Source organism: Leptospira brenneri, assembly GCF_002812125.1.
Lineage (GTDB): Bacteria > Spirochaetota > Leptospiria > Leptospirales > Leptospiraceae > Leptospira_A > Leptospira_A brenneri.
On the sequence record NZ_NPDQ01000003.1, the window covers coordinates 286,263 to 312,066 of the forward strand.

General features: G+C 39.5%; 21 protein-coding genes and 1 tRNA gene. 12 read left to right on the forward strand and 10 right to left on the reverse strand.

What is annotated here, in order from left to right; all coding sequences use genetic code 11:
- Window positions 1-29 precede the first annotated feature (29 nt).
- The 4 genes from CH361_RS08005 (at window position 30) to CH361_RS08020 (ending at window position 3,576) form a co-directional block, all read left to right on the forward strand.
- Entirely contained in the window at window positions 30-434 is a 405-nt protein-coding gene (locus CH361_RS08005) for a bactofilin family protein (RefSeq protein WP_002974102.1), read from the forward strand.
- A 16-nt stretch (window positions 435-450) separates the two neighbouring features.
- Window positions 451-1,575 carry a M23 family metallopeptidase gene (locus CH361_RS08010; protein WP_165782236.1) on the forward strand — a complete coding sequence of 375 codons (1,125 nt, stop codon included), beginning with the start codon at window positions 451-453 and terminating at the stop codon, window positions 1,573-1,575.
- Window positions 1,572-2,705: an alpha/beta hydrolase gene (locus tag CH361_RS08015; protein WP_244279707.1), complete on the forward strand. Its 1,134-nt coding sequence runs from the start codon at window positions 1,572-1,574 to the stop codon at window positions 2,703-2,705. The genes CH361_RS08010 and CH361_RS08015 overlap by 4 nt, the downstream gene beginning before the upstream one ends.
- Window positions 2,706-2,802: 97 nt before the next feature.
- Window positions 2,803-3,576, forward strand: coding sequence for a helix-turn-helix transcriptional regulator (locus CH361_RS08020; protein ID WP_100790299.1), 774 nt, complete (start codon window positions 2,803-2,805; stop codon window positions 3,574-3,576).
- Between the two features lie 135 nt (window positions 3,577-3,711).
- On the opposite strand, the gene CH361_RS08025 is transcribed toward CH361_RS08020, so the two are convergent.
- From CH361_RS08025 to CH361_RS08035, 3 genes are all read right to left on the reverse strand, one after another.
- Window positions 3,712-4,251, reverse strand: a complete 540-nt coding sequence (locus tag CH361_RS08025; RefSeq protein ID WP_100790300.1) for an Mpo1 family 2-hydroxy fatty acid dioxygenase — start codon at window positions 4,249-4,251, stop codon at window positions 3,712-3,714.
- A gap of 90 nt (window positions 4,252-4,341) precedes the next feature.
- Window positions 4,342-6,066: a 4-alpha-glucanotransferase gene (locus CH361_RS08030; RefSeq protein ID WP_100790301.1), complete on the reverse strand. Its 1,725-nt coding sequence runs from the start codon at window positions 6,064-6,066 to the stop codon at window positions 4,342-4,344.
- 5 nt (window positions 6,067-6,071) lie between these two features.
- Window positions 6,072-7,136, reverse strand: a complete 1,065-nt coding sequence (locus tag CH361_RS08035) for a class I fructose-bisphosphate aldolase (RefSeq protein ID WP_100790519.1) — start codon at window positions 7,134-7,136, stop codon at window positions 6,072-6,074.
- 128 nt (window positions 7,137-7,264) lie between these two features.
- On the opposite strand from CH361_RS08035, the gene CH361_RS08040 reads away from it, so the two are divergent.
- From CH361_RS08040 to CH361_RS08050, 3 genes are read left to right on the forward strand one after another with little or no spacing between them, the layout of a single operon-like run.
- Window positions 7,265-8,128 carry a sensor histidine kinase gene (locus CH361_RS08040; protein ID WP_100790302.1) on the forward strand — a complete coding sequence of 288 codons (864 nt, stop codon included), beginning with the start codon at window positions 7,265-7,267 and terminating at the stop codon, window positions 8,126-8,128.
- Window positions 8,125-8,808: a response regulator transcription factor gene (locus tag CH361_RS08045; RefSeq protein WP_100790303.1), complete on the forward strand. Its 684-nt coding sequence runs from the start codon at window positions 8,125-8,127 to the stop codon at window positions 8,806-8,808. The genes CH361_RS08040 and CH361_RS08045 overlap by 4 nt, the downstream gene beginning before the upstream one ends.
- Window positions 8,809-8,854: 46 nt before the next feature.
- Window positions 8,855-9,586, forward strand: coding sequence for a hypothetical protein (locus tag CH361_RS08050; RefSeq protein ID WP_100790304.1), 732 nt, complete (start codon window positions 8,855-8,857; stop codon window positions 9,584-9,586).
- On the opposite strand, the gene CH361_RS08055 is transcribed toward CH361_RS08050, so the two are convergent.
- Window positions 9,583-11,322, reverse strand: coding sequence for a PP2C family protein-serine/threonine phosphatase (locus CH361_RS08055; protein WP_100790305.1), 1,740 nt, complete (start codon window positions 11,320-11,322; stop codon window positions 9,583-9,585). The two genes, CH361_RS08050 and CH361_RS08055, sit on opposite strands and share 4 nt — an antisense overlap.
- Window positions 11,323-11,683: 361 nt before the next feature.
- On the opposite strand from CH361_RS08055, the gene glnA reads away from it, so the two are divergent.
- From glnA to CH361_RS08070, 3 genes are all read left to right on the forward strand, one after another.
- Window positions 11,684-13,144 carry a type I glutamate--ammonia ligase gene (gene glnA, locus CH361_RS08060; RefSeq protein ID WP_100790306.1) on the forward strand — a complete coding sequence of 487 codons (1,461 nt, stop codon included), beginning with the start codon at window positions 11,684-11,686 and terminating at the stop codon, window positions 13,142-13,144.
- A gap of 113 nt (window positions 13,145-13,257) precedes the next feature.
- A tRNA-Met gene (locus CH361_RS08065) sits at window positions 13,258-13,334 on the forward strand.
- Between the two features lie 19 nt (window positions 13,335-13,353).
- Window positions 13,354-13,644, forward strand: coding sequence for a Cys-rich protein (locus CH361_RS08070; RefSeq protein WP_100790307.1), 291 nt, complete (start codon window positions 13,354-13,356; stop codon window positions 13,642-13,644).
- 84 nt (window positions 13,645-13,728) lie between these two features.
- On the opposite strand, the gene CH361_RS08075 is transcribed toward CH361_RS08070, so the two are convergent.
- A complete protein-coding gene (locus CH361_RS08075; protein ID WP_100790308.1) occupies window positions 13,729-16,512 on the reverse strand; it encodes a chromosome segregation SMC family protein in 2,784 nt (927 codons plus the stop codon).
- Between the two features lie 78 nt (window positions 16,513-16,590).
- Here CH361_RS08075 and CH361_RS08080 point away from each other — a divergent pair, with 78 nt between their 5' ends.
- Window positions 16,591-18,522: a motility associated factor glycosyltransferase family protein gene (locus CH361_RS08080; RefSeq protein WP_100790309.1), complete on the forward strand. Its 1,932-nt coding sequence runs from the start codon at window positions 16,591-16,593 to the stop codon at window positions 18,520-18,522.
- On the opposite strand, the gene CH361_RS08085 is transcribed toward CH361_RS08080, so the two are convergent.
- The 5 genes from CH361_RS08085 to CH361_RS08105 are packed head-to-tail and all read right to left on the reverse strand — an operon-like array spanning window position 18,486 to window position 24,585.
- A complete protein-coding gene (locus CH361_RS08085) occupies window positions 18,486-19,115 on the reverse strand; it encodes a hypothetical protein (RefSeq protein ID WP_100790310.1) in 630 nt (209 codons plus the stop codon). The two genes, CH361_RS08080 and CH361_RS08085, sit on opposite strands and share 37 nt — an antisense overlap.
- Window positions 19,105-19,725 (reverse strand): glycerol-3-phosphate 1-O-acyltransferase PlsY, encoded by a 621-nt coding sequence (plsY, locus tag CH361_RS08090; protein ID WP_100790311.1) that lies wholly within the window; start codon window positions 19,723-19,725, stop codon window positions 19,105-19,107. The genes CH361_RS08085 and plsY overlap by 11 nt, the downstream gene beginning before the upstream one ends.
- A complete protein-coding gene (gene der, locus CH361_RS08095; protein WP_100790312.1) occupies window positions 19,722-21,074 on the reverse strand; it encodes a ribosome biogenesis GTPase Der in 1,353 nt (450 codons plus the stop codon). Before der ends, plsY begins: the two co-directional genes overlap by 4 nt.
- A complete protein-coding gene (smpB, locus tag CH361_RS08100; protein ID WP_100790313.1) occupies window positions 21,071-21,559 on the reverse strand; it encodes an SsrA-binding protein SmpB in 489 nt (162 codons plus the stop codon). The genes der and smpB overlap by 4 nt, the downstream gene beginning before the upstream one ends.
- Window positions 21,560-21,567: 8 nt before the next feature.
- Entirely contained in the window at window positions 21,568-24,585 is a 3,018-nt protein-coding gene (locus CH361_RS08105; RefSeq protein ID WP_100790314.1) for an AAA family ATPase, read from the reverse strand.
- A gap of 81 nt (window positions 24,586-24,666) precedes the next feature.
- On the opposite strand from CH361_RS08105, the gene CH361_RS08110 reads away from it, so the two are divergent.
- Window positions 24,667-25,764, forward strand: a complete 1,098-nt coding sequence (locus tag CH361_RS08110) for a pyridoxal phosphate-dependent aminotransferase (RefSeq protein WP_208861415.1) — start codon at window positions 24,667-24,669, stop codon at window positions 25,762-25,764.
- The last annotated feature ends 40 nt before the right edge of the window (window positions 25,765-25,804 follow it).

Below are 25,804 nucleotides of genomic sequence, written 5' to 3' on the forward strand. Positions count from 1 at the left end.
ATTCTCACAGAAGGGGAAAAGGAGCAGGAATGGCAATAGGTAAGGATTCCATCAATAGCGTTATCGGACCAGGGTCGATATTTGAAGGTAAGTTTTATATCGCAGGTTCACTTAGAATCGATGGAAAATTCGAAGGTGATATCAAAACAGAAGACGCACTTGTTATCGGGGAAACTGGTAAAGTAAAAACTAATATCAGTGCAAGAGAAGTCATCGTATCTGGAACCCTCATCGGTAACATCAAAGCCGAAAACGAGGTTAAACTCGAAGGTACTGGTCGTATGTTAGGTGATATTACAGCTCCTTATTTAGAACTCCAAAAAGGTGTAGTTGCAAAAGGAAATATCACAATCACTGGCGGTCAGAAAAAAGACGTTCGTAAGATTGTTGAAGAGTCCTTTGGCGGTATTAAATCCTTAGATACCAAGGATTAACTAAGTCTATCCACACATGCTACTGCGATCACCGGAAAAATCTACGATCGGTAAGCATGTGTTACGCTGGGGAAACGTAAATGTTATCCAAGTTTCCCCCGGTAAGTATTTTTATAATCTCCAATCACAATCCAGCGTTCTCCACGGCACCATAGATCTTAACCGGAAACGGTATAGAATCCTTCCTCTACTCTTATCATCTTTTATCTTAGCCTTCTTTTTATCTGTCCTTCTCGACAAACAAACCTACGAAGAAAGTTTGATGGAAAAAGAGTTCCTCAGTATGTCTACCGAGGTGGAAGAAAACGACGTAAAGGATAAAGAAGCAAAACTTGCGGATGCCAAGTACCTCCAAGAAACAGAAGATAAAAAAATGGCCATCCTTCGGTCTGCGGATTTGGATGCTTTGGCCGAAAACAAAAACAAAAAATTAAAAGTCACTCAATACAAAGTCAAAAAAAACGAAACTCTTTCAGACATTGCTCGTAGATTCAAACTTTCTGCAGAATCCATTGCCGGAAGTTCCGGAATTAATCCAGAAGTAACCATCATCCCTGGACAAATTCTAAATATCCCCAACAAACAAGGTTTAGTGTATAAACTAAAAAAAGGGGATACACTCGCCAAAGTTGCAGACTACTATAAAGTAAAAATTGATGATATCTACTCGGAAAACCAATTAGAAGATTATGATTTATTCAAATCTGGACAAAAGGTATTTTTACCAGGAGCAGTCATTCCGGAAACAGGACCTGTTTGGAGAATCCCGGTTGTTTCCAAAGTCATCACATCTGGATGGGGAACCCGCTCTTATCCTCAATACAAATTTCATATGGCCCTTGACTTACGTGCCAATTACGAATCTGTCTATGCAGCAAGGAAAGGGAAAGTTACCTACTCTGGTTGGATGGGTGGGTATGGAAACGCAATCATCCTCACTCATGATGATAATTACCAAACTTTATATGCGCACAATTCTAAACTTTTTGTGAAAGAAGGTGACTATGTCAGTGCTGGGAAAATCATCTCTCGATCCGGTTGTACAGGGTATTGTTTTGGCCCTCACCTCCATTTCGAAATCATCAAAGACGGGAAAAACGTAAATCCCACAAAAATCATCAAAGGATTTTCTTACAAATGAGATCGGTATCTTCTTCTATGAACCAAGTAACCTTCACAAAAAAACATTCAACTTTACTAATATCACTTTGTTTTTTGTTTTTTATCGTAAATTTACTTGTTTCCTGTTCTCCCAAAATTGGTGAAGAGATCAATAAACGAATTGTTGATCCTTTTGATGAAACAAAAATTCTAAATGTTCATTTTGTCACCACTCGTCGTGAAATGACGGTGAAGGATAATTGTGATACCCAAAGTTTTGGATTCATTACCGACATCAACCCTCACTACGGAATTTGTTTGGTAAACATTCCATCCAAACATATCATTGGGGACATCTCTCTCGATAATGCCCAAGATAAAAACCAGTTCTTTCAATTCAAAGGCCGCATCAACACCGATGACAGAGAATTTTTAAATAAAATTAAATCCTCTGCTTCAAATGAAGTTTTGGTTTTTGTTCATGGATTTAATGTCAACTTTGATGAAGCAGTTCTTCGCGCGGGACAAATCAAATATGATCTTAAGTTTCCAGGAGAAGTAGTCGTTTATTCTTGGCCTGCGGGAGCGGATTCTGGGATTTTCGGACAAGTAATGGTCAAGTCAACTTACGACCTAAACTTTACAGAAGCCAAAATCAACAGAGAACCCTTCGCCAAATTTTTAACCGATATCACGGGGCTTGGTAAAAAAATCCATTTAGTAGTTCATAGTATGGGTCACCAAGTGGTTCTACCTTCTGTGGCAAATCTAGCCAAACAAGGAAAAAGTAAATTTTTATCAGAACTCATTTTGAATGCTCCTGACTTTGATAAAAACGAATTTGAACTCATCTTATCTGACTTAACTAAATCTTCAGAACGTGTTACCTTATATTGTTCTCCTGGTGACAATGCCCTTGTTGCCTCTCAAAAAGTAAATGGTGCTCCCAGAGCTGGAATGTGTTTTAAATATTCGGGAGTGGATGTCATCAATGTCAATGAAGTCGATGATCCAGTTCTTGGTGTGGGAGGACTTGGGCATGGTTATTATTCCTCGCGGCCCATCCTCACAGACATCTATCAAGTGTTACTTGGAGTTTCTGTAGAACGAAGACTGTTTATCCGCAAATCAGGCCCTAAAAACGGCGAAAACTTTGTCCTTAGGAAATAATTAAGAAATAAAAACGAAGAAAAGAATCCTCGAAAGTTTCTTTTTCATTCGATAATCCTTGCCTTTTTCAGAATGGTTCTTAGAATTTTTCTAGGTTATGAATTTGAAAAGAAAGGGAAGTCTTTTTTACTTTGGAGAGCGAATTCTCCTAGGAACAGCAGGCATCGTTACAGAACCACATTCTCATTATGCAGTATCCATTTTAGTTTCTTTAACCGATACCTTCCAATTGTATGACAAAGAAAATCTGGCAATCGAGTCTCGAGGAATCATCATCCCACCCAACTATTACCATAAACTGGATGGGTCCCATTCGGAAATGCTCATCATCCAATTAGATCCGAAATCAGATGAATACAAACGAATCGAAATGGACGAGACCCCGAAAACGATCGAAAAAGAAATCCGGTCTAAAATCAAGGCTCTCGCTGAACCACTATTTGGTGAGACATTGACCTGCGAATCGGCTCGTTCCATTTATAATCAAATTTTATCCCTACTTGGTTCCAAAACGATTTCCAAAAAATATGATGAACGAATTGAAATGGCGATCAAAAAGATCAAAAAAGAAATTCCAAGTCCAGTCACTCTTACAGAACTCTCTGAAATTTCGGGAATCTCTACCGACAGATTTATGCATCTATTTAAAGAAAATATGGGCATCCCTCTCCGTCAGTATTTATTATGGCAAAGGCTTCACATTGCCGCCAAACTTTTACAATCGGGAGAAAATCTCACAACTGCTTCTCATGCAGCAGGTTTTAGTGACCAAGCCCATCTATCACGAACCTTCAAAAAGATGTTTGGAGTCAAACCCTCTTTATTTTTAGGAAGTCAGTCTTTGAATAAGGTATGTTTTTGTGAAAATTAATTCGAGGATATTCGAATCTGAACCTGTTTTATTTTTTTGATCCAGATTCGAATATTTACTTATGATTCACGAAATCAAGGTTTGGTGGAGAGTATCCTCCCTCCACCGCCCTGTTTGCCATAGATTTCTTCTTATTTATGCAGCTTTATGTGAGAAGTCTTTCCAAACACCGCGTTCTTTTAGTTCTTTGTCTACAGCGGCTTTCAAATCCAATCGGTATCCGAGTTCAAAGAAAACATCTGCTACTACAAATAGAGGGGCGGATACAAGTGCTTGGAATAAATTATCAAAAAGAGCTGGTCTACTTTTTTCAAAAATAAAATGTCCGTAGAACTGCGCACCCCAACCAATCACTTGCCCTAAACCAAAAATGGTCCAAGCAGTGGTCGCAGGCAATTGAGTTGTGATCCACTCGGAGGTTACAAAAAGACCTCCAAACACTAGAGTCGCCACAAAAGCAAACAACACATCCAAAGTATAGTAATACCCTAGCACTGCTAGAGTGAAGACAAGGGACGCAGACACATGGAAGCCATTGTATTCAAAAAGGCTAAAGCGACTGAGGACAACAAATAGAGTGAAGGTGATCGTAGGGACACCAAGCACGTGGATGAGGACATTGCGTTTTTCCTGATGGTAAGCGGAATAGAACGCCATTTCTTTTGCAAATCTCAAGGGAGACCTCCGAGTGTAAAAACCAATCTTACCAGAAGATTTTCAAAGAGACTTGAACGAACCTGTCATAATTGTAAAAATTCTAAAAAATTATGAATTTCTACCGGAATCAATTAGGAGCTTTCGAAGTGCCAAATTCCTTTTAAAATCCGAAGCAAAGTCTTCGATTAAGATAGGAAACCGGTACGTCCAATTGGATCTGTCTGCCGTTCCTGGAAGATTGATGCGGTGTTTTTCCGGGTTTTCTAAAACATCGGGAACTCCCAACGCTAAATCCTGAAATAGTTGAACGGAAAAAAGACTACTCGTCTTAAAAACAAATTCCAGTAGTCCAAGTAAAATCTCATCATCTGATTCCGGTCTTTTTTTATCTAATCGGTCAAAGAAAAACTGAAGTTTGGATTCCTCATCTCCTTCATTTTTCCACCAGTCCATCACCAAACTAGTATCATGTGTTGATAATACAGAGATTGCATTTTTCCTATATGATTCTTCCTCAATGAACTCACCCGTCGTAAATGATCTTGTCCATCGAACCACATCAATTCCAATCATTTCTCTTTCAAATAAAGAATCACGTATAAAGGAAGGAACAGATCCCAAATCTTCCGCACAAGGAATCATAGAAGAAAAGGATTCGAAAATCTCTAAAATCTTTTCCCCTGATTCTCTCCAATGTTTTTCTTCTTCTTTGATGTGAAGTTCTGATAAAGGATAGAGTCTCGCTTTGGTTTCTTCAGGTAAGTTTTGATAACCAGCCTCTTTCCAAAAATCCCAATAGAAAATATAATGATCTGGTTTGAATTCATGAATGAGCCCAAGTGACTCAAATTCTTTCGGATCCAATCCTTCTTTTTGGAATTCATCTTTTGCGATTCCAAATTGGGGATGAAACCAACCATGAAGTGCCGTGGCATCTGCACTCGGGATGGACCAAATCCGATACATTCCAATCACATGATCAATCCGATAGAGATGAAAAAAATATTCTAAATAAGACAAACGATCTTTCCACCATGAATAGTTTGTTTTTTCTAGAACTTCCCAATTGAGAACAGGAAATCCCCAGGTTTGCCCTGTTTTAGAAAAATCATCTGGCGGAGCTCCCGCTTGCAAATCCATAATGAAAAATTCAGGATGTTCCCAAACATCGCAAGAATTCCTGGAAGTAAGGATTGGCATATCACCTTTCAAATACAATCCCATATCTTCATAATAGGTTTTCACTTCAGATAACTGATCGTAGGCGATTTTTTGTAAATACACCCAAAATAGTGCATCTTCTCTACGTTTGGAAAATATATATTCTTTGGCAAAATTTGGATCTTGGTATTCCTTAGGCCATTCCCACCAACCTTTATCCGTAAACTCTTCATATAAAAGGCGAAAGGCTGCATAAGAATAACACCAATGGTGTTTTTCCAAAAAATAAGTAGCCTCACTCATGGCTTCTTTTTGGTTTTCTGTATAATATTTACGAATGATTTCTAATTTTAGATTCCGAATGCGAATGGGATGGTTTTGTAAAAACCGAATCTCACGTTTGCGAGACTTGGAATTGAAACCTAGTTTGTGTAAAGATATGTAAAGTGGATCGATTGCAAAGGCAGAAATAGCACTGTAAGGTGAGTATCCAAATCCTGTATCGTTTAAGGGTAATAATTGAATGATACTAAAGCCAACATCTTTAGCCCAATCACAAAGTGGATATAAACTATAAATGTCACCACATTCAAATGAATGTTCAGAAATAATTGAGGGCAGAGATACAAGTACCCCTGCCCTTCTTTTTTTTACGTTTCGAAATGATTCCAAGTCTTTTAAGCGACTGTGATCTCTTTCGATAAGTATACGTCTTGGATGGCGTTGAGTAATGCAACCCCGTCCTTCATTGGTTTTTGGAATGCCTTTCTTCCAGAGATAAGTCCCATTCCACCAGCGCGTTTGTTGATCACTGCTGTTTTGATTGCATCCTGTAAATCGTTTTCTCCAGAAGCTCCACCAGAGTTAATCAGACCTGCTCTTCCCATGTAACAATTTGCTACTTGGTAACGAGTGAGGTCAATTGGGTGGTCAGAAGTAAGATCAGAATAGATACGTTTGTCTGTTTTACCATAAGAAGACTCTTGGTTTAACACATTGTATCCACCATTATTCTCAGGTAACTTTTGTTTGATGATATCCGCTTGGATAGTCACACCTAAGTGGTTTGCTTGTCCTGTTAAGTCTGCAGAAACATGGTAGTCTTTGTCTTTTTTGAACGCATTGTTTCTTACATAACACCAAAGAATAGTTGCCATTCCTAGTTCATGAGCCATTTGAAAGATTTTTGAAATCTCTACAATTTCGCGTCCAGAGTCAGCAGAACCAAAATAAATGGTAGCACCGATCGCAACACAACCTTGGTCGTACGCTTGTTTTACAGTAGCGAACAAAATTTGTTCACTTTTGTTTGGGTAGGTTAAAAGTTCATTGTGGTTGATTTTCAAAATGAAAGGAATTTTATGAGCGTACTTTCTTGCCACTGATCCAAGAACACCTAGAGTCGTCGCAACACCGTTACAACCACCTTCGATTGCCAATTTGATGATGTTTTCGCCATCAAAATAGATCGGGTTTTTCGCAAAAGAAGCACCAGCAGAGTGTTCAATCCCTTGGTCTACCGGAAGGATGGAAACATAACCAGTCCCACCAAGGCGACCGCTGCCAAGTAAGGTTTGGATGCTACGAAGCACAGGTACAGACCTGTCTGTCGGAGCAAAAATTCTATCAACCCAGTCAGAGCCAGGCACGTGGATTAGTTCTTTAGCGATTTTTGGCGATTTGAATCCAAGTAGGGATTCCGCGTCGTTTCCAAGATGTTTCGAGATTTCGTCGAAGTTCAAAGTTGTTCTCCTAAAAAATAAATTCTCGGGTTCTTCCAATGTGACAACATCTTTTTTTGCTCGTCGCCCATTCGCTTGGCCCTAACTTGAATTGAGAGGCGAATTTGAGAGGATCAGCACAATTTCGAATGTTTTTTTCCCTGGCTTGGCTTTTCCTCACACTCTCTTTGGGTGTGTGGTGGTGGATTTTAGGGTTCCGCCAAGCAAAAACCATATCAGAAATTTCTATCAGTGCAGAAAGACAGGTGGAACTCGACCGAGTGAACCGGATGTTACAATTGGAAGGATCTTTTTTTCTTTCCATGTTAACTCTTGGTGGAGTAACACTCGCTGTTTTATCTTACAGAGACCACAAACGTTCCAAACTCATTTCTGATTTTTTTTCGACGGTCACTCACGAAATGAAAACACCTATCGCCAGCTTACAGTTGCAAATCGAAGTCCTTCTCGAAGGAACAAAACATCCCGAACTCAAAAGAAAATTAGAAAAAATTTGGAAAGAAAACCAACGCATTGAATCACAAATGGGCAATGCATTTTATCTTGCGAGCCTTATGCAAGGGGAATCTTTGTACTTAGAAACACTTACTCTTACCGATTTACGTGAGTCCTATGCGCATCATGAACCAGATCTCCACTGGAATATTTTAATACCGGAAAAATCGAAAGTCCATCTAGATAAAAAAGCTTTTTTTGCTATGTTGAAAAACTTAAGTGAAAATGCTAAACGCCACGGAAAAGCAAAAACCATCAAACTGACTGTAACCAAAGAAAAAGAATTCATTCACTTTCTTTTAGAAGATGATGGGAATGGATTTGTCGGAAACAAAAAGAATCTCACTCTTCCATTTTTACGACATTCGAAAACCAGTGGGAGTGGAATTGGTTTGTATATCGTTAAAAAATTAATCGAAAAAATGAAAGGGTCTCTTGAATTCCCGAACAGTACGTCCGGATTTCAAGTAAAGCTGATCCTAAAAGAGGTTCCATGAAACCAAGAATTTTGCTTGTTGAGGACGACGAAGGCCTAGGTGAAACTTTAAAAGAACGATTGGAACAAGACAGATACCGTGTCCAATGGGCCAAAACAGCAACAGAAGCAGAAGGTCTATTTTCTCCGAGTTTATTTGATTTGGTGGTACTAGACTTAAGACTTCCTGATGGGAACGGGTTCCAACTAGCAGAACTTTTTGTATCCAAAGAAAAAGACATACCCTTTCTATTTTTAACAGCCCAAGCGGGTGCACAGGAAAGACTTCGTGGCTTTGAACTCGGTGCTGCCGAATTCATTCCCAAACCCTTTCATTTAAAAGAATTTCTCATTCGTTTGGAACGAGTGGTGGCACAAACTCGTCCTCATTTTGGTCAAAAATGGAAAATGAACCAAACAGAAATCCATTTGGATTCTTTTCTTGTAAAACTAGAAGACGGAACTTCCGTCCTTCTATCGAAGCGGGACTGCGCACTACTCGCCCTTCTCCTATCTGATATCAGAAAAGTTTTTAGTCGTTCGGAGATTTTGGACAATATTGTAGGGGAAGAGAGTTTTCCAACGGAACGAACCATAGACAATGCCATTGTCCGACTGCGGGATGCACTGGGCGAAGACTCGATCCGCAACGTGCGAGGGGTTGGGTACCAATGGGTGGCCGAGGTGGTCCCTCTAAAATAAGAATCCTTTGTTGGGGAATCGGGGAATTTTACCGATACTTTTAGAAATGAAACAAGGATTGGTCATTTCTATCGTATTTCTATCCTCCTTGTTTTCGATTTCCCTCGGGGCCTGGGAAACGGACATCGATTACAACTACGAATACGAAAAAAATGGCCCTTATACCAAATTTTCTGATTGGGTACCTTACAAACTCCATAAATGGGAACCAAAATATTTAGAAGATTTTTACGAATTATACAATCTAAAACAACATTATAATGATAATGAAATTAGAAAAAATATCTATTGGTTAAAAATCGCACTAGGAAAGCGGTTTCGCCACCCAAAACATTCCCTCTGTGAAACCAAAACAGAAAAAGAATATTATAAATATCGAAATTTGATGTTTATGCACATCAACATTCAAATCATGCGTTCCTATATGCGACTTGCTTCTAAATTCGACAAACGCCACGTTTATTTTTATAATTTGGATTTTGCCCACGAACTGAAAGAAAGTTTCACAGTTGCGGAAAGTTTCTACAAAGAAGCCATTCCCTACTGGGAAAAAGCAAAAGATTATGCGGACAAAGCCAACGAAGTCCCCGTTGATTTGGATTTAGGAACCATCGAAACAGAACGGTATGAAATTGTTACTGGCAAATTAGATTTCGGACATATCATCGAAAACCATTTGGATAGGCTCGATGGAAAAAAGAAAATTGTATCGGAGTATTTGGCAAAGTATCCAGAAGCTGATGCAAAAGTTTTAGATCTTGCCGACAGAGAGAACTAAAATTCCATAAAAAGAACCGCAATATCATCATGAATGATTCTGTCCTTATCAATGAGGCAATTAGCGATCATTTTTTTAAGTAAACTATCAGCAGAATCAGAAACTGAAATCATTTCAGAAAGTTCCTGTAAAAAAATATCAAGTCCAATATATCCACCGGCCTCTTCTTCCAATTCATAAATTCCATCAGAATACAAAAGCAAACAATCTCCTTCTTCAAAGGTTTTGGAAATGGTTCTGCCTTCCCAAGAGTCAAGAAGAAGGATGGGATACATTTCATCTTTTACAAGTTTCATCACACGTTCATTCTTTTTCCAAAAAACAACAGGGGGATGGCCCGCAAAACTAAACTCAACCCTTCTCTCTTTTGGAAACAAACGAAGGACACAAGCAGATATATGGTGTTTGAAAATAATGGTTTTTAGCTCCAAATGCATGGCAGCTAAAATTTCGGAAGGGCCGAGTTCTAATTTAGAATGTTTTTTAAAGGATACGGCAGCGATTCCTGAAACGAGTGCAGAAGAAATTCCATGACCAGAAATATCTCCAAAAAAAATATCAATACGATCTTCCGTTGTTTTTTCGTATAAAATTAAATCCCCACCGATTTCATCGTAAGGTAAAAACCGAGATTGAATTTTTACATTTGGAATTTCACCAAAATCCTTAGCAACCCAAGCTTCTTGGGTTAACTTAGCAAGTGCTAAATCCTCTTTGATATCAGAATAAAATCTTTGTAAGATTTTTTCTTTTTTCATGAGTTTGATTTCATTTTTAGCACGAACTAACCCTTGCGAAATAAAACCTGCAATCAAACCGAGTAACCGTTTGGTTTCCTCTGACCAATTGCCAACTTGTTTGTAAGTGGTAATTCCAAGAATTCCAATCACAGTTCCTTCATCTCGTAATCCCACAACAAGTAGGGAACGAACTTCCGCACGTTTGAATAAATCCAAATGCCAAGGTTCATCCACCATAAGAGAAGTATCCGCGATATGAATCACACCATCAGAAGCTAAAATCCCCAATCGTTCTGGATTCATTTTTGCGATAGGAAGTTTGGTTCCGACTTGGTAAAGAGAAGGCATTCCTTCCTGCACCCATTCATGAGATACGGACAAAAATTGTTTGTCTGGAGAAATTTCTGCGACAAACACTCTGTCCGCTCGGGAGTATTTACCGAGTTCTTCCAAAGCAAACTGGATGGCATCAGATACAAACTCAGCTTTCGAATGGACAAAGGTTTTAGAAACTTCCGTTACAATCTGGGAAAATTTCAAAAGCCCGGAAAGTTTGACTTCCGATTCCCTGATAGAAGAAATTTCAATTTGTTGGCCCCAAATCCGGACAAGATGTCCATCTTCCACTTGGCCATGGGAATTCATCAGAAAGACCCTTTGGTGTCCGTCGGATAACTCTACAAAGTATTCGTAATTCTCTAATTGGTAAAAATCACGAATGAACTGACGGAGTAAGTCTACACTTTCCAAACGGACTAAATCTTTTAAATACTTACCTATAATTTCTTGGGTAGTTTGATAACCGTAAAACTGAGCCAAAGGTAAATTACAATCTCTGACAATGCTATGGCGCCAAATAAATTCCAACTGTTCTTCTTTTGAAAGAGAGATGGGCATAGGAATGTCCAACTCATAACACCAAATGGCGTCTTTAGAAAGGCGGATGAAGCTCTCTAAATGTTGGTAACGACCATAATCGGGTGTCCGAGAACTCATCTAGATTCTAACCTCTAGGAATCTTCGACCATTGCCATAAAAAAAACATATTTAATTGGAAATCCGAAAATTTTCCGAATTCTCATCGGAAATTAACCGATTCCGTTGACCAAATCATGCGCTTTGTAGATAGTATTTCGAAATGGCGGAAGCTTAAATAGTGCAATTTTGCTAACTATATAAGCGAATGATTCAATTTACTTGCAAATCGTCTAATTTCAAGGCATGAGGTTTCGCTCAATATGCTTAGAAACTCCACGAAACCCTTATATTTAGGTCGAAATGCCTTGGTATAAATCTTGCATTTAAATGGAAATCAGATTACAACAATCAGACCGACCTCTGAAAGAAGGAGAATCAAATGCAGTTCGCAACCCCAAAATTTACTTCCGGAAAGGAAGTGGTTGAGTATGCCAAAAAAAATGGAGTCATTTTCTACGACTTCCGCTTCACGGATATCAAAGGAATGTGGCACCACGTATCGTATTATGTGAATTCCGTTGATGAAGATACATTCAAAGGTATCCCTTTTGATGGATCTTCCATTGCTCGTTGGCAGCCAATCAATGCTTCCGATATGCAATTACACCCAGAAATTTCTACGGCATTTTTAGATCCGTTTACCGCTGACAAAACAATCGTTATGTTTTGTGATGTATGGGATATCTACAAAAAACAATACTATGAAAAATGCCCACGTTCCATTGCAAAAAAAGCATTAGATTTCATGAACAAATCTGGAATTGCAGACACTGCGTATTTTGGTCCAGAAAACGAATTTTTTGTTTTCGACAGCTTACGTGTTCGCGATGAAATCAACTGCCAATACTATGAATTAGATTCCAATGAAGGGATCTGGAACACTCACTCCGAAATTCCAGGAAACAGCAATACAGGAAAAATCAACTTCAACTCTGGACACCGTCCTGGAACGAAAGGTGGTTACTTCCCAGTAGCTCCGATTGACTCACAAGTTGATCTTCGTGCAGAATTTGTAAAAACTCTAGAGTCCATTGGAATGGAAACTTTTGTGGTTCACCACGAAGTAGCACAGGCTCAAGGGGAAATCGGTGTTAAGTTTGGAACTTTAATTGAAGCCGCTGACAACGTTCAAAAGTTAAAATACATCGTTAAGATGGTAGCTCATAAACACGGAAAAACGGCTACTTTCATGCCAAAACCACTTTTTGGTGATAACGGTAACGGTATGCACGTTCATATCTCTCTTTGGAAAGGTGGAAAAAACCTTTTTGCTGGAGATAAATACCAAGGTCTTTCTGACTTCGCATTCAACTATGTTGGTGGAGTTTTAAAATACGCTAGAGCTTGTGCTGCATTCACTAACGCATCAACTAACTCTTACAAACGACTCATCCCTGGATTCGAAGCTCCTTCCATTCTAGCATACTCTGCTCAGAACCGTTCTGCTTCTTGCCGTATTCCTTTTGTGAGCGGTGAAAAAGCGAAACGTGTGGAATTCCGATTCCCAGACTCAACAGCTAACCCATATTTGGCGTTCGCATCGTTACTTATGGCAGGTCTTGCTGGAGTTACAGAAAAAATCGATCCAGGTCCTGCACGTGAAGAAGATCTTTTTGAACTTTCTTTAGATGAAATCCGTGAAAAAGGAATTCGTCAAATGCCTCACACACTTCGTGAAGCTGTGGAAGAAATGCTTGCTCAAAGAGAAATATTCAAACAAGGTGATGTGTTTTCAGAAACCTTTCTACAAACATACCAACACTACAAGTTTGAAACAGAAATTTGGCCATGGGAAGGTCGCCCTCACCCATACGAATTCCTCACTACTTACTCTTGCTAAGAGAAAAAGCCCCGGCAACCGTCGGGGCTTTTTTTTGTTTACCAATCTCATTCTCTCCAAAAAATGACAAAAGAACTAAAGATTTAGTTCAACCAAACGATCTAAGGTTATAGGGCGAGGTAGCTCAGATGGTTAGAGCACAGGATTCATAACCCTGAGGTCACGGGTTCGACTCCCGTCTTCGCTACCAAAGATCGAGAGGACAAGGTATGAAAAAAACAAACCGTTTGTTTTCAATTCTGGTTCTGGTATTATTTACTGGATCCATCCAAGCAGCTGACTTTCCTAAATGTAAAGAGGCCTGCGATAAGTTTTACAGCTGTACAGTGCAAGTGAATCCAAATGCTTCTGAAGAGCAAAAAAACACCCTTAAAAGAGGTTGTGAATTCAACTGTAACCGACCTAAATACTACAATAAAATTGCAGGCTGCTTATCTAGCGGTGATTCTTGCAAAGCATTCTCTTCTTGCATTATGAAAGAAATGCAAGGCAATAAATAACTACAAACCTCTAGAATCAAAAGAAATCAAGGTAAGGCTATCCACATAGCTCTTACCTTTTTTCGCGTACGAAATGGAACCGACTTAGTTGTCAGTTCCGGTTTTTTGTGAGATTTGTTTGGAGAGTGATTTGGCCTCATCCAATCGAAGGGAAAGGATCTTTGAGATTCCTGGTTCTTCGTTGGTGACACCAAAGATGGCATTGGCTCTAGAGATTGTGGACTGAGCATGAGAAACCACAATGAACTGAGTTTTGTCTTTGAACCGGTCAAGGATCTGACAAAATCTAAGTTTGTTTGCCTCGTCAAGTGCTGCATCAATTTCATCTAAAAAGCAGAACGGGCTTGGTTTTACCATGTAGATTGCAAATAGAAGAGCAATCGCAGTAAGAGACTTCTCTCCCCCTGAGAGCAAACGCAAATTCTGAACATGTTTGCCAGGAGGTTCAGCCATAATCTCCACTCCGGAATTGAGAGAGTCTTCTTTTTCCGTAAGTTCCAATGTGGCCCTTCCCCCATTAAATAATGTAGAGAAAGTTTCTTGGAAGTTCTGTTTGATTTTCTCAAAGGTTTCTTGGAAAAGTTTTTCCGATTCTTCGTTGATTCTTTTTAAAACTTCTTCGATATCTTTTTTCGAACTTTCAATATCGATTTTCTGTTTGAGATTGTGTTCGTAGATTTCTTTGATGTTACGATACTCTTCAATCGCCAGTGGGTTGATGGAACCAAGTAACTGGATCTCCGACTTGGAGGATCTAAGCCTTCTCTCTTCTGCTTTTTGGTCTAAATCAAGAGCCCCACGTTCCGTTTCCAATTCGGAATCAGTAAGAGAATAGTCATTATAGAGTTCTTCCACAAGAGAATCGATTTGCACTTTGAGAGCGGAACTCGTTCTTTCTTTTTCAGAAAGTAATGGCAAAAGGTTTTGAAATACTTCTTGGTTTTTAGTGATATTGGATTTGATTCCTGAAATCTCTTCCACGAGAGACTGTAAGGTTTCTTTCTCTGATTCCAAAATCCGACTCATAGAAAGAAATTCTTGGTAAGATTCTTCAATTTCTTTTTCTAAAACTTCGACTTCTTTTTCAAGGCTATCTTTCTTTTCTCGAATGACCGATTCTTGTTCCTTAGCACCTAAAATTCGTTTTTGGATTTCTTCAATTCGTTCATCCAAAACAGCAATTTCTTTCTGTTGGTTTTCCAAACGAGAGTTGGATTCGAGAAGTTTTTTCTCAATTTCTACAATATGAGTTCTAGTTTCTTCCCAATGATTCCTGTGCAGAATGATATTACTTTGATGGTCTCGTATACCGCGAGTTAGGTTTTCGTTTTCTAAAATTAAGTCTTCGATTTCTTGATCGATGGATTCTTTTTTAGAAAGGATTCCATCTTTATCAAAAAGTAGATTTCTAAAATCATCTTCTCGTTTCAAAAACCCTGATAGTTTTTCTGAGTACTGGCCAAAATTGATTTCTTGTAACCGTGAAATACCTTCAGAAACTTGGGTTCTTTCTAAATGGGAAAGAGCCAGCTCTAAGTTTTTACGATACAATTCTAAATCGGAAAGAAGTTCCAATTTGTCGGCATTACGAATCTCTTCACCTTCTTTAGATTCTCTTTTTTTATTTTCTAACTCTTGGATGAGTTCAAAAATTACCGTTTTTTGTTTGTCACGAAGGGTGATATGGCGTTTTTCATTTTCACCAATCCTTCCTTCTTTTTCCTCAATGGACTTTTCTTCTTCCTTGATGGACAATTCCAAAGAAACACGTCGGGATTCTAGGGTTTGGATTTCCTGTTGGAGAGTGGTTTGGATTTCTCTTTGGCGTTCGTTTTCAAGTTCAATCCCACGTTTCTCAACTTCTAGTTTGATTGTGGCTTGGTTTTCTGTTTCTAAAGCAGAAAGGATTTCTCCAATCCGAAGTTCATACTCCAAAATGAATGTTTTGTTTTTGGCTATTTTCTCTTTCTGGATTTGGCTTTTAGAAAGGTGATCGAATAATTTTTTATCAATTTCTGCGATCTCACGTTCCTTTGCTTCTTTGGTAGTTTCCTTTTCGGAAATCAAATTGGTTTCGTTTTGAATGAGAGATAAGATAGATTTGTTTTTTTCACGGATCTCAAGCAGTTCTTCGTCCGATTTTTTCATCCTACGTTTGAAATCTCTCAGTTTTAAAAACCTTAGGTTTTTATCGGACTCATCTAAATCAGATTTAAGTTTGAAATATTGTTCTGCTTTTTCGGATTGTTTTTCTTTAACTTCCAGGTCTTTCACCATGGAATTCATAATGTCTTGGATCCGAAGTAAATTCTGATTGGTATCATCCAACTTCTTAGTGGCTTCTTTCCGATCCAGTTTGAACCGAGACACACCAGCGGCCTCTTCAAAGATGGCCCTTCTTTCTTCTGGTTTGGAATTGAGAATTTGATCCACGCGACCTTGTTCCAAAATACTGTAACTCGACTTACCAATTCCTGTATCGAGAAGTGTTTTTTCGATATCCTTTCTTGTGGTCCTGATATCATTGAGATAGTATTCGTTTTCTCCATCAGGGTATAAACGACGAGTGATTTTGACAGAAGGATAATCTATGTTGAAAAAATGGTCATCATTATCAAACAGAATCGAAACCTCTGAAAACCCAGCAGGCCGCCTACTCTCTGTTCCGTGGAAGATGACATCGTCCATCTTCTCTCCTCGAAGTCCCTTGGCACTTTTTTCTCCAAAGACCCATTTTACGGAATCGACAATATTTGATTTTCCCGAACCATTCGGTCCGACGACAGCAGTAAACCCAGGATCGAAATTGATCTCCGTTTCATCCGCAAATGTTTTGAATCCAACAATACTTAGGCTCTTTAAATGCATATATGTTTCGCCGTTCGATTTCCCTGTTTCCCAGTTGACATTACTTGAGAGACATAAGAAAAAACCTTAGATAGTATTATGTCCCAAATTATCGATCCCATTTCCAGTGAAATTTTTGAAAGGAAGCCATACTTACGAAATTATTTCAGAAACTTCTCTTCTGAAAATCTCTGGGAATTGGGTTCTGCAAAGAAGGAAGGGGAATATTATGTCTCATTAAATGGAGAACCCCTATCCTCTTCCTTCTCTCCCCTAACACAAGCCATCCGTTTGCTCGATACCTATTCTTTAAAGTCTACCGACATTGTCATTTTGTTTGGACTGGGGAACCCTCACCTCATTCAAAAAATCAGTGAAACTTTGGCACCAGGTCAAATTTTAATTCTGATTGGAGACGACGAGACCCTAATCCCCGTTATTTGGGACGAGATTTTAAAACCAGTAATGACGATTCCCGGAAGACATCTATTTTCAGGAGAGGCATTTTTTCCTCTGTTTTTTAACTATCTTGAGTCCTTACCGATCGAACGCGTGAGTGGACTCAAAGTCATCCGTAACCCAACCGATACAAATCGAAACCCAATTTATCGTGAATTAGAAGAAAAAACCCAAACAGTATTTTCGGCAAAGATGAGTGACCTACTCACTAAGTTTGAATTTGAAAGATTATGGATTAAAAATTCCATTTGGAATTTGATTCATGTGGGAAAAACACCACCTGTCCGGTATCCAATTTCTTCACTTAAAGATCAATTTAAAGGTTTAACCGCCGTACTCGTGTCAGCTGGTCCTAGTTTACGAAAGAATCTAACTTGGTTGCAAAATGTGAGAGACAAGGTATTTGTTTTGTCTTGTGATACATCTCTCAAAGTTTTAATCAAAGCTGGGATAGAAGCAGATGGAGTTGTGACTCTGGATGCCCAAACCAATTCCTTTTTTCATTTTATGGGTGAGAGTCTGACAAAAATTCCACTTTTTGCGGACCTAGTTAGTTCCCCCACACTCCTTCGTGAACCAATGTTCAGGTCCGTTGTCCATTCCGTCACAGCCAAATACCAAGTCGATGCGGAAGGAGCTCTGGTTAGGGAAGTCACGGCAGGAGGAGAGCTCGCCGAACAGGTATTTAATGAAGTGGGAGATATTCAGTCAGGTGGGTCTGTGGCAACCACTGCTTTTGATATGTTACGTTTTATGGGATTTACTTCCGTGTATTTTCTTGGCCAAGACCTTGCCTATTCGGGAAGAGAGATCCATTCCACGGGAACCCATCATAACGAGAAATGGCTCACATTACTTAACAGAAAAAATAGTTTAGAACGAATCAATGAAGTGATCATTCGTAAAAGAGAAACTAGGTTTGTGCCAAAAGCAGGTGCAGAAGGCACTGTCCTTACCGATTATGTTTTGGATTTGTATCGACATTGGTTTGAAGAATCCGCAACCAGTGTTTCCGAAATGAAACTCTTCAATGTGAATGAAGATGGGGCAGAGATTGCTGGGATTCCGTCCGTTCGTCCAGACAAAGCGATAGAAAATTTAGAAAACACACCCAATCATAACTATCCTTGGCGAAAGATTGCCATTTGGCAGATGGGCTTCGAGGAAAAGAGAGAATTAGAAACAAGTTCGAAAAATAAATCTCTTTATCCCCAAAAGAAAGAAAAAACCAACCAGGGAAAAGAAGATCATCCAACCTACTTACATCCGAACGGATCTGAAAAACTTTTTCAAACCATTCAAAAAGATTTAGAATTTATGGAACAAGGTCTAAACCAATTTGAGGCGGATCCGGAAAAAAAACCTTTCCAGGATTCGGACCTTTGGATTTGGATTCGCGAACAGTCTTACCTAAGACGAATGGTTCGTAAAACTGAAATTTATATTTTGCGTCATAAAGATTTGGAGTTAGATCGTAAAAACCAACTTTTGATCCAATCCATCAAAAAAGAAATTAGGTATTTAAAACGAAGTCTTTACCCAATGATCGATTCATTTCCAGAAAAAGGATGAAATACAGAATTGTCTTCGAACTCAGGAAAATAATCAAAAAAAAGTTTTTGCGATACCACTCGGTAAGCAAAAGGGTTTTTCTCCGCATAACCATCTGTATAGGGAAGTGCAGGCAATTGGTGAAAATTAATCCTTTCTTCAAAGTTAATAAAATCACGACGGGTTAATTCTGGTCGAAGTTCCAAAACAGTTTCTTTTAATAAGTTCCAATCCAATTTAAAGCTCATCCTTGCCCCACGAAAGGCAGGAGAACGTTCTAATAAATTGACGAGACGTTTCACGGGACAATCTGTATGATAATACTTTGTTAAATATACTTTGACAAACCGAGCGGCAAGTCCCATTGGCTCCCAAATGAGTTCGGACTCTTTCGTTTCTGATTCTTCTTTTTTGATTTCACTAAGAACGACATGTAACTCTGGGACAGATTGTTTTCCCGTCATGATGAGAGAGGATTCTTCCATTCCAAACTCGCCGTAGTACAACCATTTGTAGAAGTCCTGGATTTCTGCTTCCGGATGATCTTCTACAAATTTAGTAAGAAGAAAAAGTTTTTCTTTTTGTGTGAGTACCGATTCTCGTTCAGTTTGCATTCTGTGTTGCTCGTAGTTCTTTGCCTAACACCAAACGTTTGATGTTTTCCCTGTGCGAATAAGAGATTAGAAAAAAAGTAGCAACTAATACAAAAAAGATAAGTGGTTGATATTCCGAATCAGGAATGAGTTTAGAGGATCCAAAATACCAAATTGGCATGGACAGAGTACCAAGAATCGACCCAAGAGATACAAATCCCGAAATCTTATAAACAATGAAAAAAATCACAACCGCACAAACTGTCACAATGGGAACAAGAGTTAGATACACGCCGAGAGCTGTTGCCACACCTTTCCCTCCTTTAAAATGAAGAAAGGGAGTGAAGGTATGCCCAAGGATGGCGAAAGATCCAAGTAAAATTTGAGTCGTAGTTAGGGAATAAGGAGACTCAAGATAAGAAGCGAAGAGAACAGGAATGGCACCTTTCAGTGCATCCAAAAAGAGAGCGATGATTCCATACTTCCAACCAATGACACGACCCACATTGGTCGCTCCAATATTACGGCTTCCGTATTCGCGGATGTCGATCCCGCGCACTTGTTTGGCTAGGAGAAACCCAACCGGAATGCCACCAAAAAGGTAGCTCAATAGGACTGCGGCAAGAATCATTCCCTGCCCTCCTTACCCTCGTTTCTGTTCCGAAGTTCAATTTCAACAGCCAGGCCATCGAGTCCGAACTCCGCTACTATACTCTTTCGGTAAAAGCTTAAAATATTTGACGGAAAGAGTTTCGTATCATTCACGAAGAACAGTATTTTAAAAGGAATCTGGGAGACTTGCGTGGCGTAATACACCTTCGGAGGTCGATTCGATGCCTTCTGAACCTTATTTTTGCCCCCCCACTTGCTTAACCAGTCATTTAAGGCACGGGTAGTGAGCTTTTTCTGGGACTTTTCATAGAGGGCAACCACGGATTCCAGAAGTTTGTGAGTCCTAACCTTCTCTTTCGCGGAGAGAGAAATCAGAGGACGTTCCTTAAGAATGGATAGTTTGGCTTCCATCCGGTCTTTATAGTGTTTCCAGGAATTGGATTCCTTTTCCGGAACCAGATCCCATTTGTTCACAGCCACAATCATGGGTTTTCCGAGTTCTTGGATTTCCCCAAAGATCTTTTTATCGAATTCACCGAGTCCCTTCATCGCATCGACAAGGAGAACCACAACATCGGCCTCCCCTAAGCTATGAAGGGTCCGTTTGTAAGAATAGAATTCCAAACTTTCACCCGTTTTGGATTTTCTACGAATCCCAGCGGTATCGATGATTTCCAATTTTTGGTTTTGAAAATAGAACTGATCGGAAACAGAATCTCTTGTGGTTCCAGGTACATCACTCACTACAGCACGTTTGTATCCAAGAAAGGTATTGAGGAGTGACGACTTACCAGAGTTAGGTTTTCCAATAATGGCAATTTTGCAATAAGGATCTTCCGGCATTTTGATTTTGTCGGGTAGAAAAAAATTAATCTTTTGATAGAGTAGATCAAAATTACGACGCCCGAGTGCCGAGATCGGTAGAAGTTCATTCAAACCCAGTTTGTAAAATGGTTCCAGATCGTATTCATCTTGTTCAGTATCTACCTTGTTGATCAGGGTCAGAACCATTTTGTCTTTTAAAATTTCGTCTTTTTTAAAGAGGTCAATCAACTTGTGATCATACTTACGTAAGTCTTTATGATCGATTACGTGTAGGATTAAATCCGAATTTCGTAAATGTTCAAAAGCGATATCGATGATCTCTTTGGAAATTTCATCAATATTTTCAATATCAAGCCCCGGCGTATCGGACAAAGTGAACGGAATTTTAAATTCAGATCTTTCGACTGTTTTTTGCAAAACGTCTCTTGTGACACCGGCAGTGTTTTCAGTGATCGCACTTTGTGCTCTGAGAATGGCATTAAATAAAGTGGATTTACCCACATTTTGACGACCAACGATGGTAACGACAGGAAGTCCTTTCATTTGCGTAAATGTTCCTTCATGGCTCGTTCCATATCGATTTTGGCTTCCTTCTTTTGAATGTCGTCACGTTTGTCGTAAAGTTTTTTTGGTTTGGCAAGGGCAATGTCGATTTTCACCAAACGATTGTTTTTAAAGAAACAACGAGTCGCCACAAGGACGAGTCCCTTTTCTTTAATCGACCTATCAATTTTTTCAATTTCTTTTGCTTTGAGGAGAAGTTTACGAGGACGAATTTCGGGATGATTCGCATAACCTCCGTTTTTGTATGGAGGAATTTGAAAGTTTTCTAAAAACACTTCCCCGTTCCGAACTTTGGCAAAACAATCGGTGAGGTTTCCTTTTTTTTCCCGAAGGGATTTTACCTCAGAACCTGTGAGTACAACACCAGCCTCGAACGAATCTAATAGTTCGAAATTAAACTTTGCCTTTTTATTGATTAAAGGATCGGTTCCGCGTGGTTTTTCGTCTTTTTTGGTTTTGCCCATGAATATACTTACGACCTGAGGGAATGGTGGATTTGCACTAATCTTGCAATTTCCGCCCCAATGAGATTCGGCATCGAATAAAAGTTATCGGCCGTAATCTGGAGGGAGTCCTGGAATACATGTTCCGCAATGTAACGAGACCCAAGTCCCACCCCTAAAAATACATAATTTTTGTCCTGGTTTTTTAGTACAGCTTCTTTCATCCGACGAGTGTCAAAAGAAGAAAGTTCATCCTCAATATAGGTTTTGGCTCTTTGGCCCCGAAAGTCGGAAAGGATGACAATGATCTTGGTTTGGGCATCGGGGGAAAAATAACGTTCTGCATTGGAAAGAACTTGGTATTCTGGAATGCTATCTCCATGCCAATTTTTACAAAGAGCGTTAAACACCTCTTCTTCTTTTTCTGCCGTATAATCTTCTTCTGCTGACTTTAGATTGTAAATATCCACCGTGTCTTTGGAGTTTTTGATATCACAGAAAGTATGGACACTCGTTTTGATATCGTGTTCATTTAGAATATGTAAACTCACAAGAAGAGCCGAAAGCATCGCAATCGAATACTCGAAGTTAAAGATCCTTCGGCATTTCGATACAAGAAAGGTCACTTCTACACCTTTTAGTTTTTCATCATTTTTTTCGATCGTCGTTTTATCGAAGATTTTGGTATCTCCCCGTCCGCTTTTGTAGGAGATGTATTTCCTTGCATCCACTCTCGATCCTTCGTTTTTATACATACGATGGATGTCGATTTCGGGATCAAAGAGTTGTTCTAAACTTAGTTCTACCTCTTCGAGTTCTTTTCCAAATACGGATTTAAATTCTTCGAGGCCAACCATAATGGAATAGTCCCAAAGGAGACGACGTTTTTTTAAGAATTGTTTATAAAGTTCTTCGGTTCGGTAACCCCAAGCGCCACCACCACCTTGTGGTTCGCCTTGGCCTTGGTTCCCTTGTGTGTCTTGTCCATACCAGGCGTCAGGTCCTTCTTTGGTGCTTCCTCCGGTTTCCGGAGTGTTGATCTCAATTCCACGTTTGGTTTCCGCACCAGAATTGAGTTTTTTGGCAACACCTGTTAGGGGATCCCTTTTATGAAGTTCAGGATCCCACCAATTTTTTCGATTTAGTCCTGACTCAACGGTAAACGTTTTTTTTTTCTCTTCGATTTCCTCGAAGAGTGTTGAGACAACTTCCACACCGGAAAGAAATCCTTCCAAAATGCGTTCGAGTTCCTTTCTTTCTTTGGGATCCGCAATTTGGTTGGTATAATAAATTTTTCCACCACGGATTGCAATGTCTTTAACATCCGTTTGGTTATAGCGGTAAATATGGTTTTTCCATTTTAAAAGGTTGGAGATACCAAAACGGTAAGGCATTAAGTTCGCCGAACCAATGGTCCGTTTTTCAGAAAGTTCCTTGGCCTTGAGGTGAAACCGAGCAAGACTCCGAGGAAGCACACCTTCAGGAAGATAAAATTCTAAAATTTCTTCTAAAACTTTCACATCTTCTAATTCAGGAAAAAGAATTGGTGTGAATCGGTTTCGGAAAGCACGCGAAATGGTTGTTACCGATTTAGAAGCACGAAAGGATTTCATTCCAAATACAATGGATTTTTCTGTAAGTTGGATGGGAAGGTATTCCCCCGATTCAGGAGGAAGTGTGAGAGACCTTGCATCATCGGTTAACATATTCATCTTTTCAACCAGTTCTGCTCCCGCAGACTCAAGACCCGAAATCAGAATGATATGACCTTTTCGAATCGAGCGTGTTAGGGGGCCGTCTACCCAAGTCACACTTTCGATATTCCCTTCTTCTGTAGGTTTGAGTGCTCCCACAACGTCTGAAGTATGCATTCCTTTGGATAACATTACCGATTCGAGTTCAATCCCAGTAAGTTCTGTAAAGAGTGGTAAAAATTCTTGTGGGTCTTGGTCTTCTCGGTATTCGATTAAAATATTTTCTTTGGCTTGGATGGCAGTGAAAACTTGGTCGAGAAAATGTAAAACAGGTTCTGGGGTTGGGTAAGTCGAAAGAAGTGAGATGGTTTTTTTCTCATCCCAGGTTTTGATTTCTTTATCGTTCCAAAAAATAGTAGAACTTTGAACATATCCTTTGGTTGGAACTAGTTTGACTGAACCGCCAAACTCGGATTCAATGAGTTCTCTTTGTTTGGCCTTGTCTTCTTTTTTACGGAAAGGTTCTTCGAATAAGTATAAAGCTTCTCGTGCTGCAACCGTTTTGTCCTTTGCACCAAATAAAACCAAACGGTTACAATACTTTTGCAAAGTCCTTAAGTTGAAGTGGTATTTTTCTAAATCACCCTTTCCGATCTCTCCTGATTTAATCCGGGCTTCCGACTCTAGACTGATCCGAATGATTTGTTTCAGAACTTCTTCCGAAAGCATGGGATAGAGTTTTTTTAAGATAAAAAACATCTCGTCCGGCGAATACGGATCTACATAAACAACAGCAAAGTGTTTTGTAATATCAAAAGGTAATGGTTTTCTTCCTTCAAAACCTTCACTTGGGTTTTGGGTTCCAATAAACCAAAATCCTGTTTTGCCATTTACCCTTTCCCCACTTCCTTCCAATAGGTCTAAGTAGTTCGATTCATAAACAGAGGAAAATCGTTTGATGATGTTGGGAGCACAAAGGTTCATTTCATCGGCAACAAAACTAAGCCCCTCTGAGAGAGCATTGGTGAGCGGACCATTTGACCAAGTAAATCCTTTCCCATCCAGAAGGATTCGGTAAGATCCAATCAGATCTTCGGGGAGGGTGTCTTCATTGAAACTGAACCGAAGGGTAGGTTGTTTACGAAGGGCATTGATATAATAAATAAGAGCGTTTTTTCCGACCCCGGCATCACCTACGAGAAGGACAGGGATCCCTTCTAGCATGGGGTATAGAATTTTTTGTAAGGTAAGTTTTACCGAGTCGGTTTCGACAAGGCTAGAAGGGAAAACGGGAAACTTACTCGTGGGCGGGAGAACCGGCACTTTCACATCAGCGATGGTAACAAATTCCATATCCTTCAGATTTCTACCCATTTCCTAGGTGTAAACCAAATTCTATTGACCCGTACCTCCCTAAAAAACCATGATGATTCCATGGATTTCGCAAATAGAATGTATGGGATTGACTCCTCCCCCATCCGCAAGGCCTTTGAACTTGCACGGAGTATCCAAAATCCGATCAATTTGAGTATCGGCCAGCCGCACTTCCCTTGTCCACCTAACATCATAGAGGTTATGACACAAGCAGCCAGGGATGGCAAAACTTCTTACACTCTCACCGGTGGAATTCCTGAGCTAAAATCTGCCATGGCAGAAAAATACCGAACCCAAAATAAAATTACTTATGCTCATGAAGACAGGATCCTTGCCACTTCGGGAATCTCTTCTGCTTTGTTTTTATTATTCAATGCCCTAGTCAATGAAGGGGATGAATGTTTAGTGATCTCACCCTACTTTCTCATGTACCCTGCTATGTTAAAGTTTTATGGGGGAAAGGTGGTTCCTCTAGAGGAAAGTTTTAAACCAGAAGATTTAGAATCTTTAAAATCTAGAAAATTCAAACTCATCATTTTTTCCAATCCTTCCAATCCCACAGGTAAAGTTCTCTCAAAAGAACAACTAAGGGCTCTAGCGAACCTCGCAGAAACTACGGGAGCTTATCTGATCAGTGATGAAATTTACGAACTCTTTGATTACGATAAACAGTTTTTCTCCATTGGATCGGAGTATGAAAAAACAATTACACTCACTGGGTTTTCCAAAACCTACAATATGACAGGTCTTCGGCTTGCGACCATCCTTGCTGAGGACAAGGTCATCAAGGCCCTTACCACCTTACAACAGTATACTGTTGTTTGTGCTCCTTCCATCACCCAATGGGCCGGAATCGAAGCCTTAAAAACAGATATGAGTGCGTACATCCAAGATTATAAAGAAAAACGTGATTTTGTTTATGAATCTTTAAAAGACTACTATCCCATCCAAAAATCAGGGGGAGCCTTTTATTCCTTCTTCCAAGTTCCCGTCACTGATGATGAGTTCATCCAAAGGGCTGTGAAAAAGGATCTCATTTTGGTTCCTGGATTTATCTTCTGTGACAAAAAGAATTTTGTCAGACTTTCTTTTGCTACGGAATGGGACACTTTGAAACGAGGAATGAAAGCCTTACAGGAACTTTCGAAAGAAAGTTAAACTGGCACTCTGCCAATCTAAGTGGATTAGAAACAAAGAA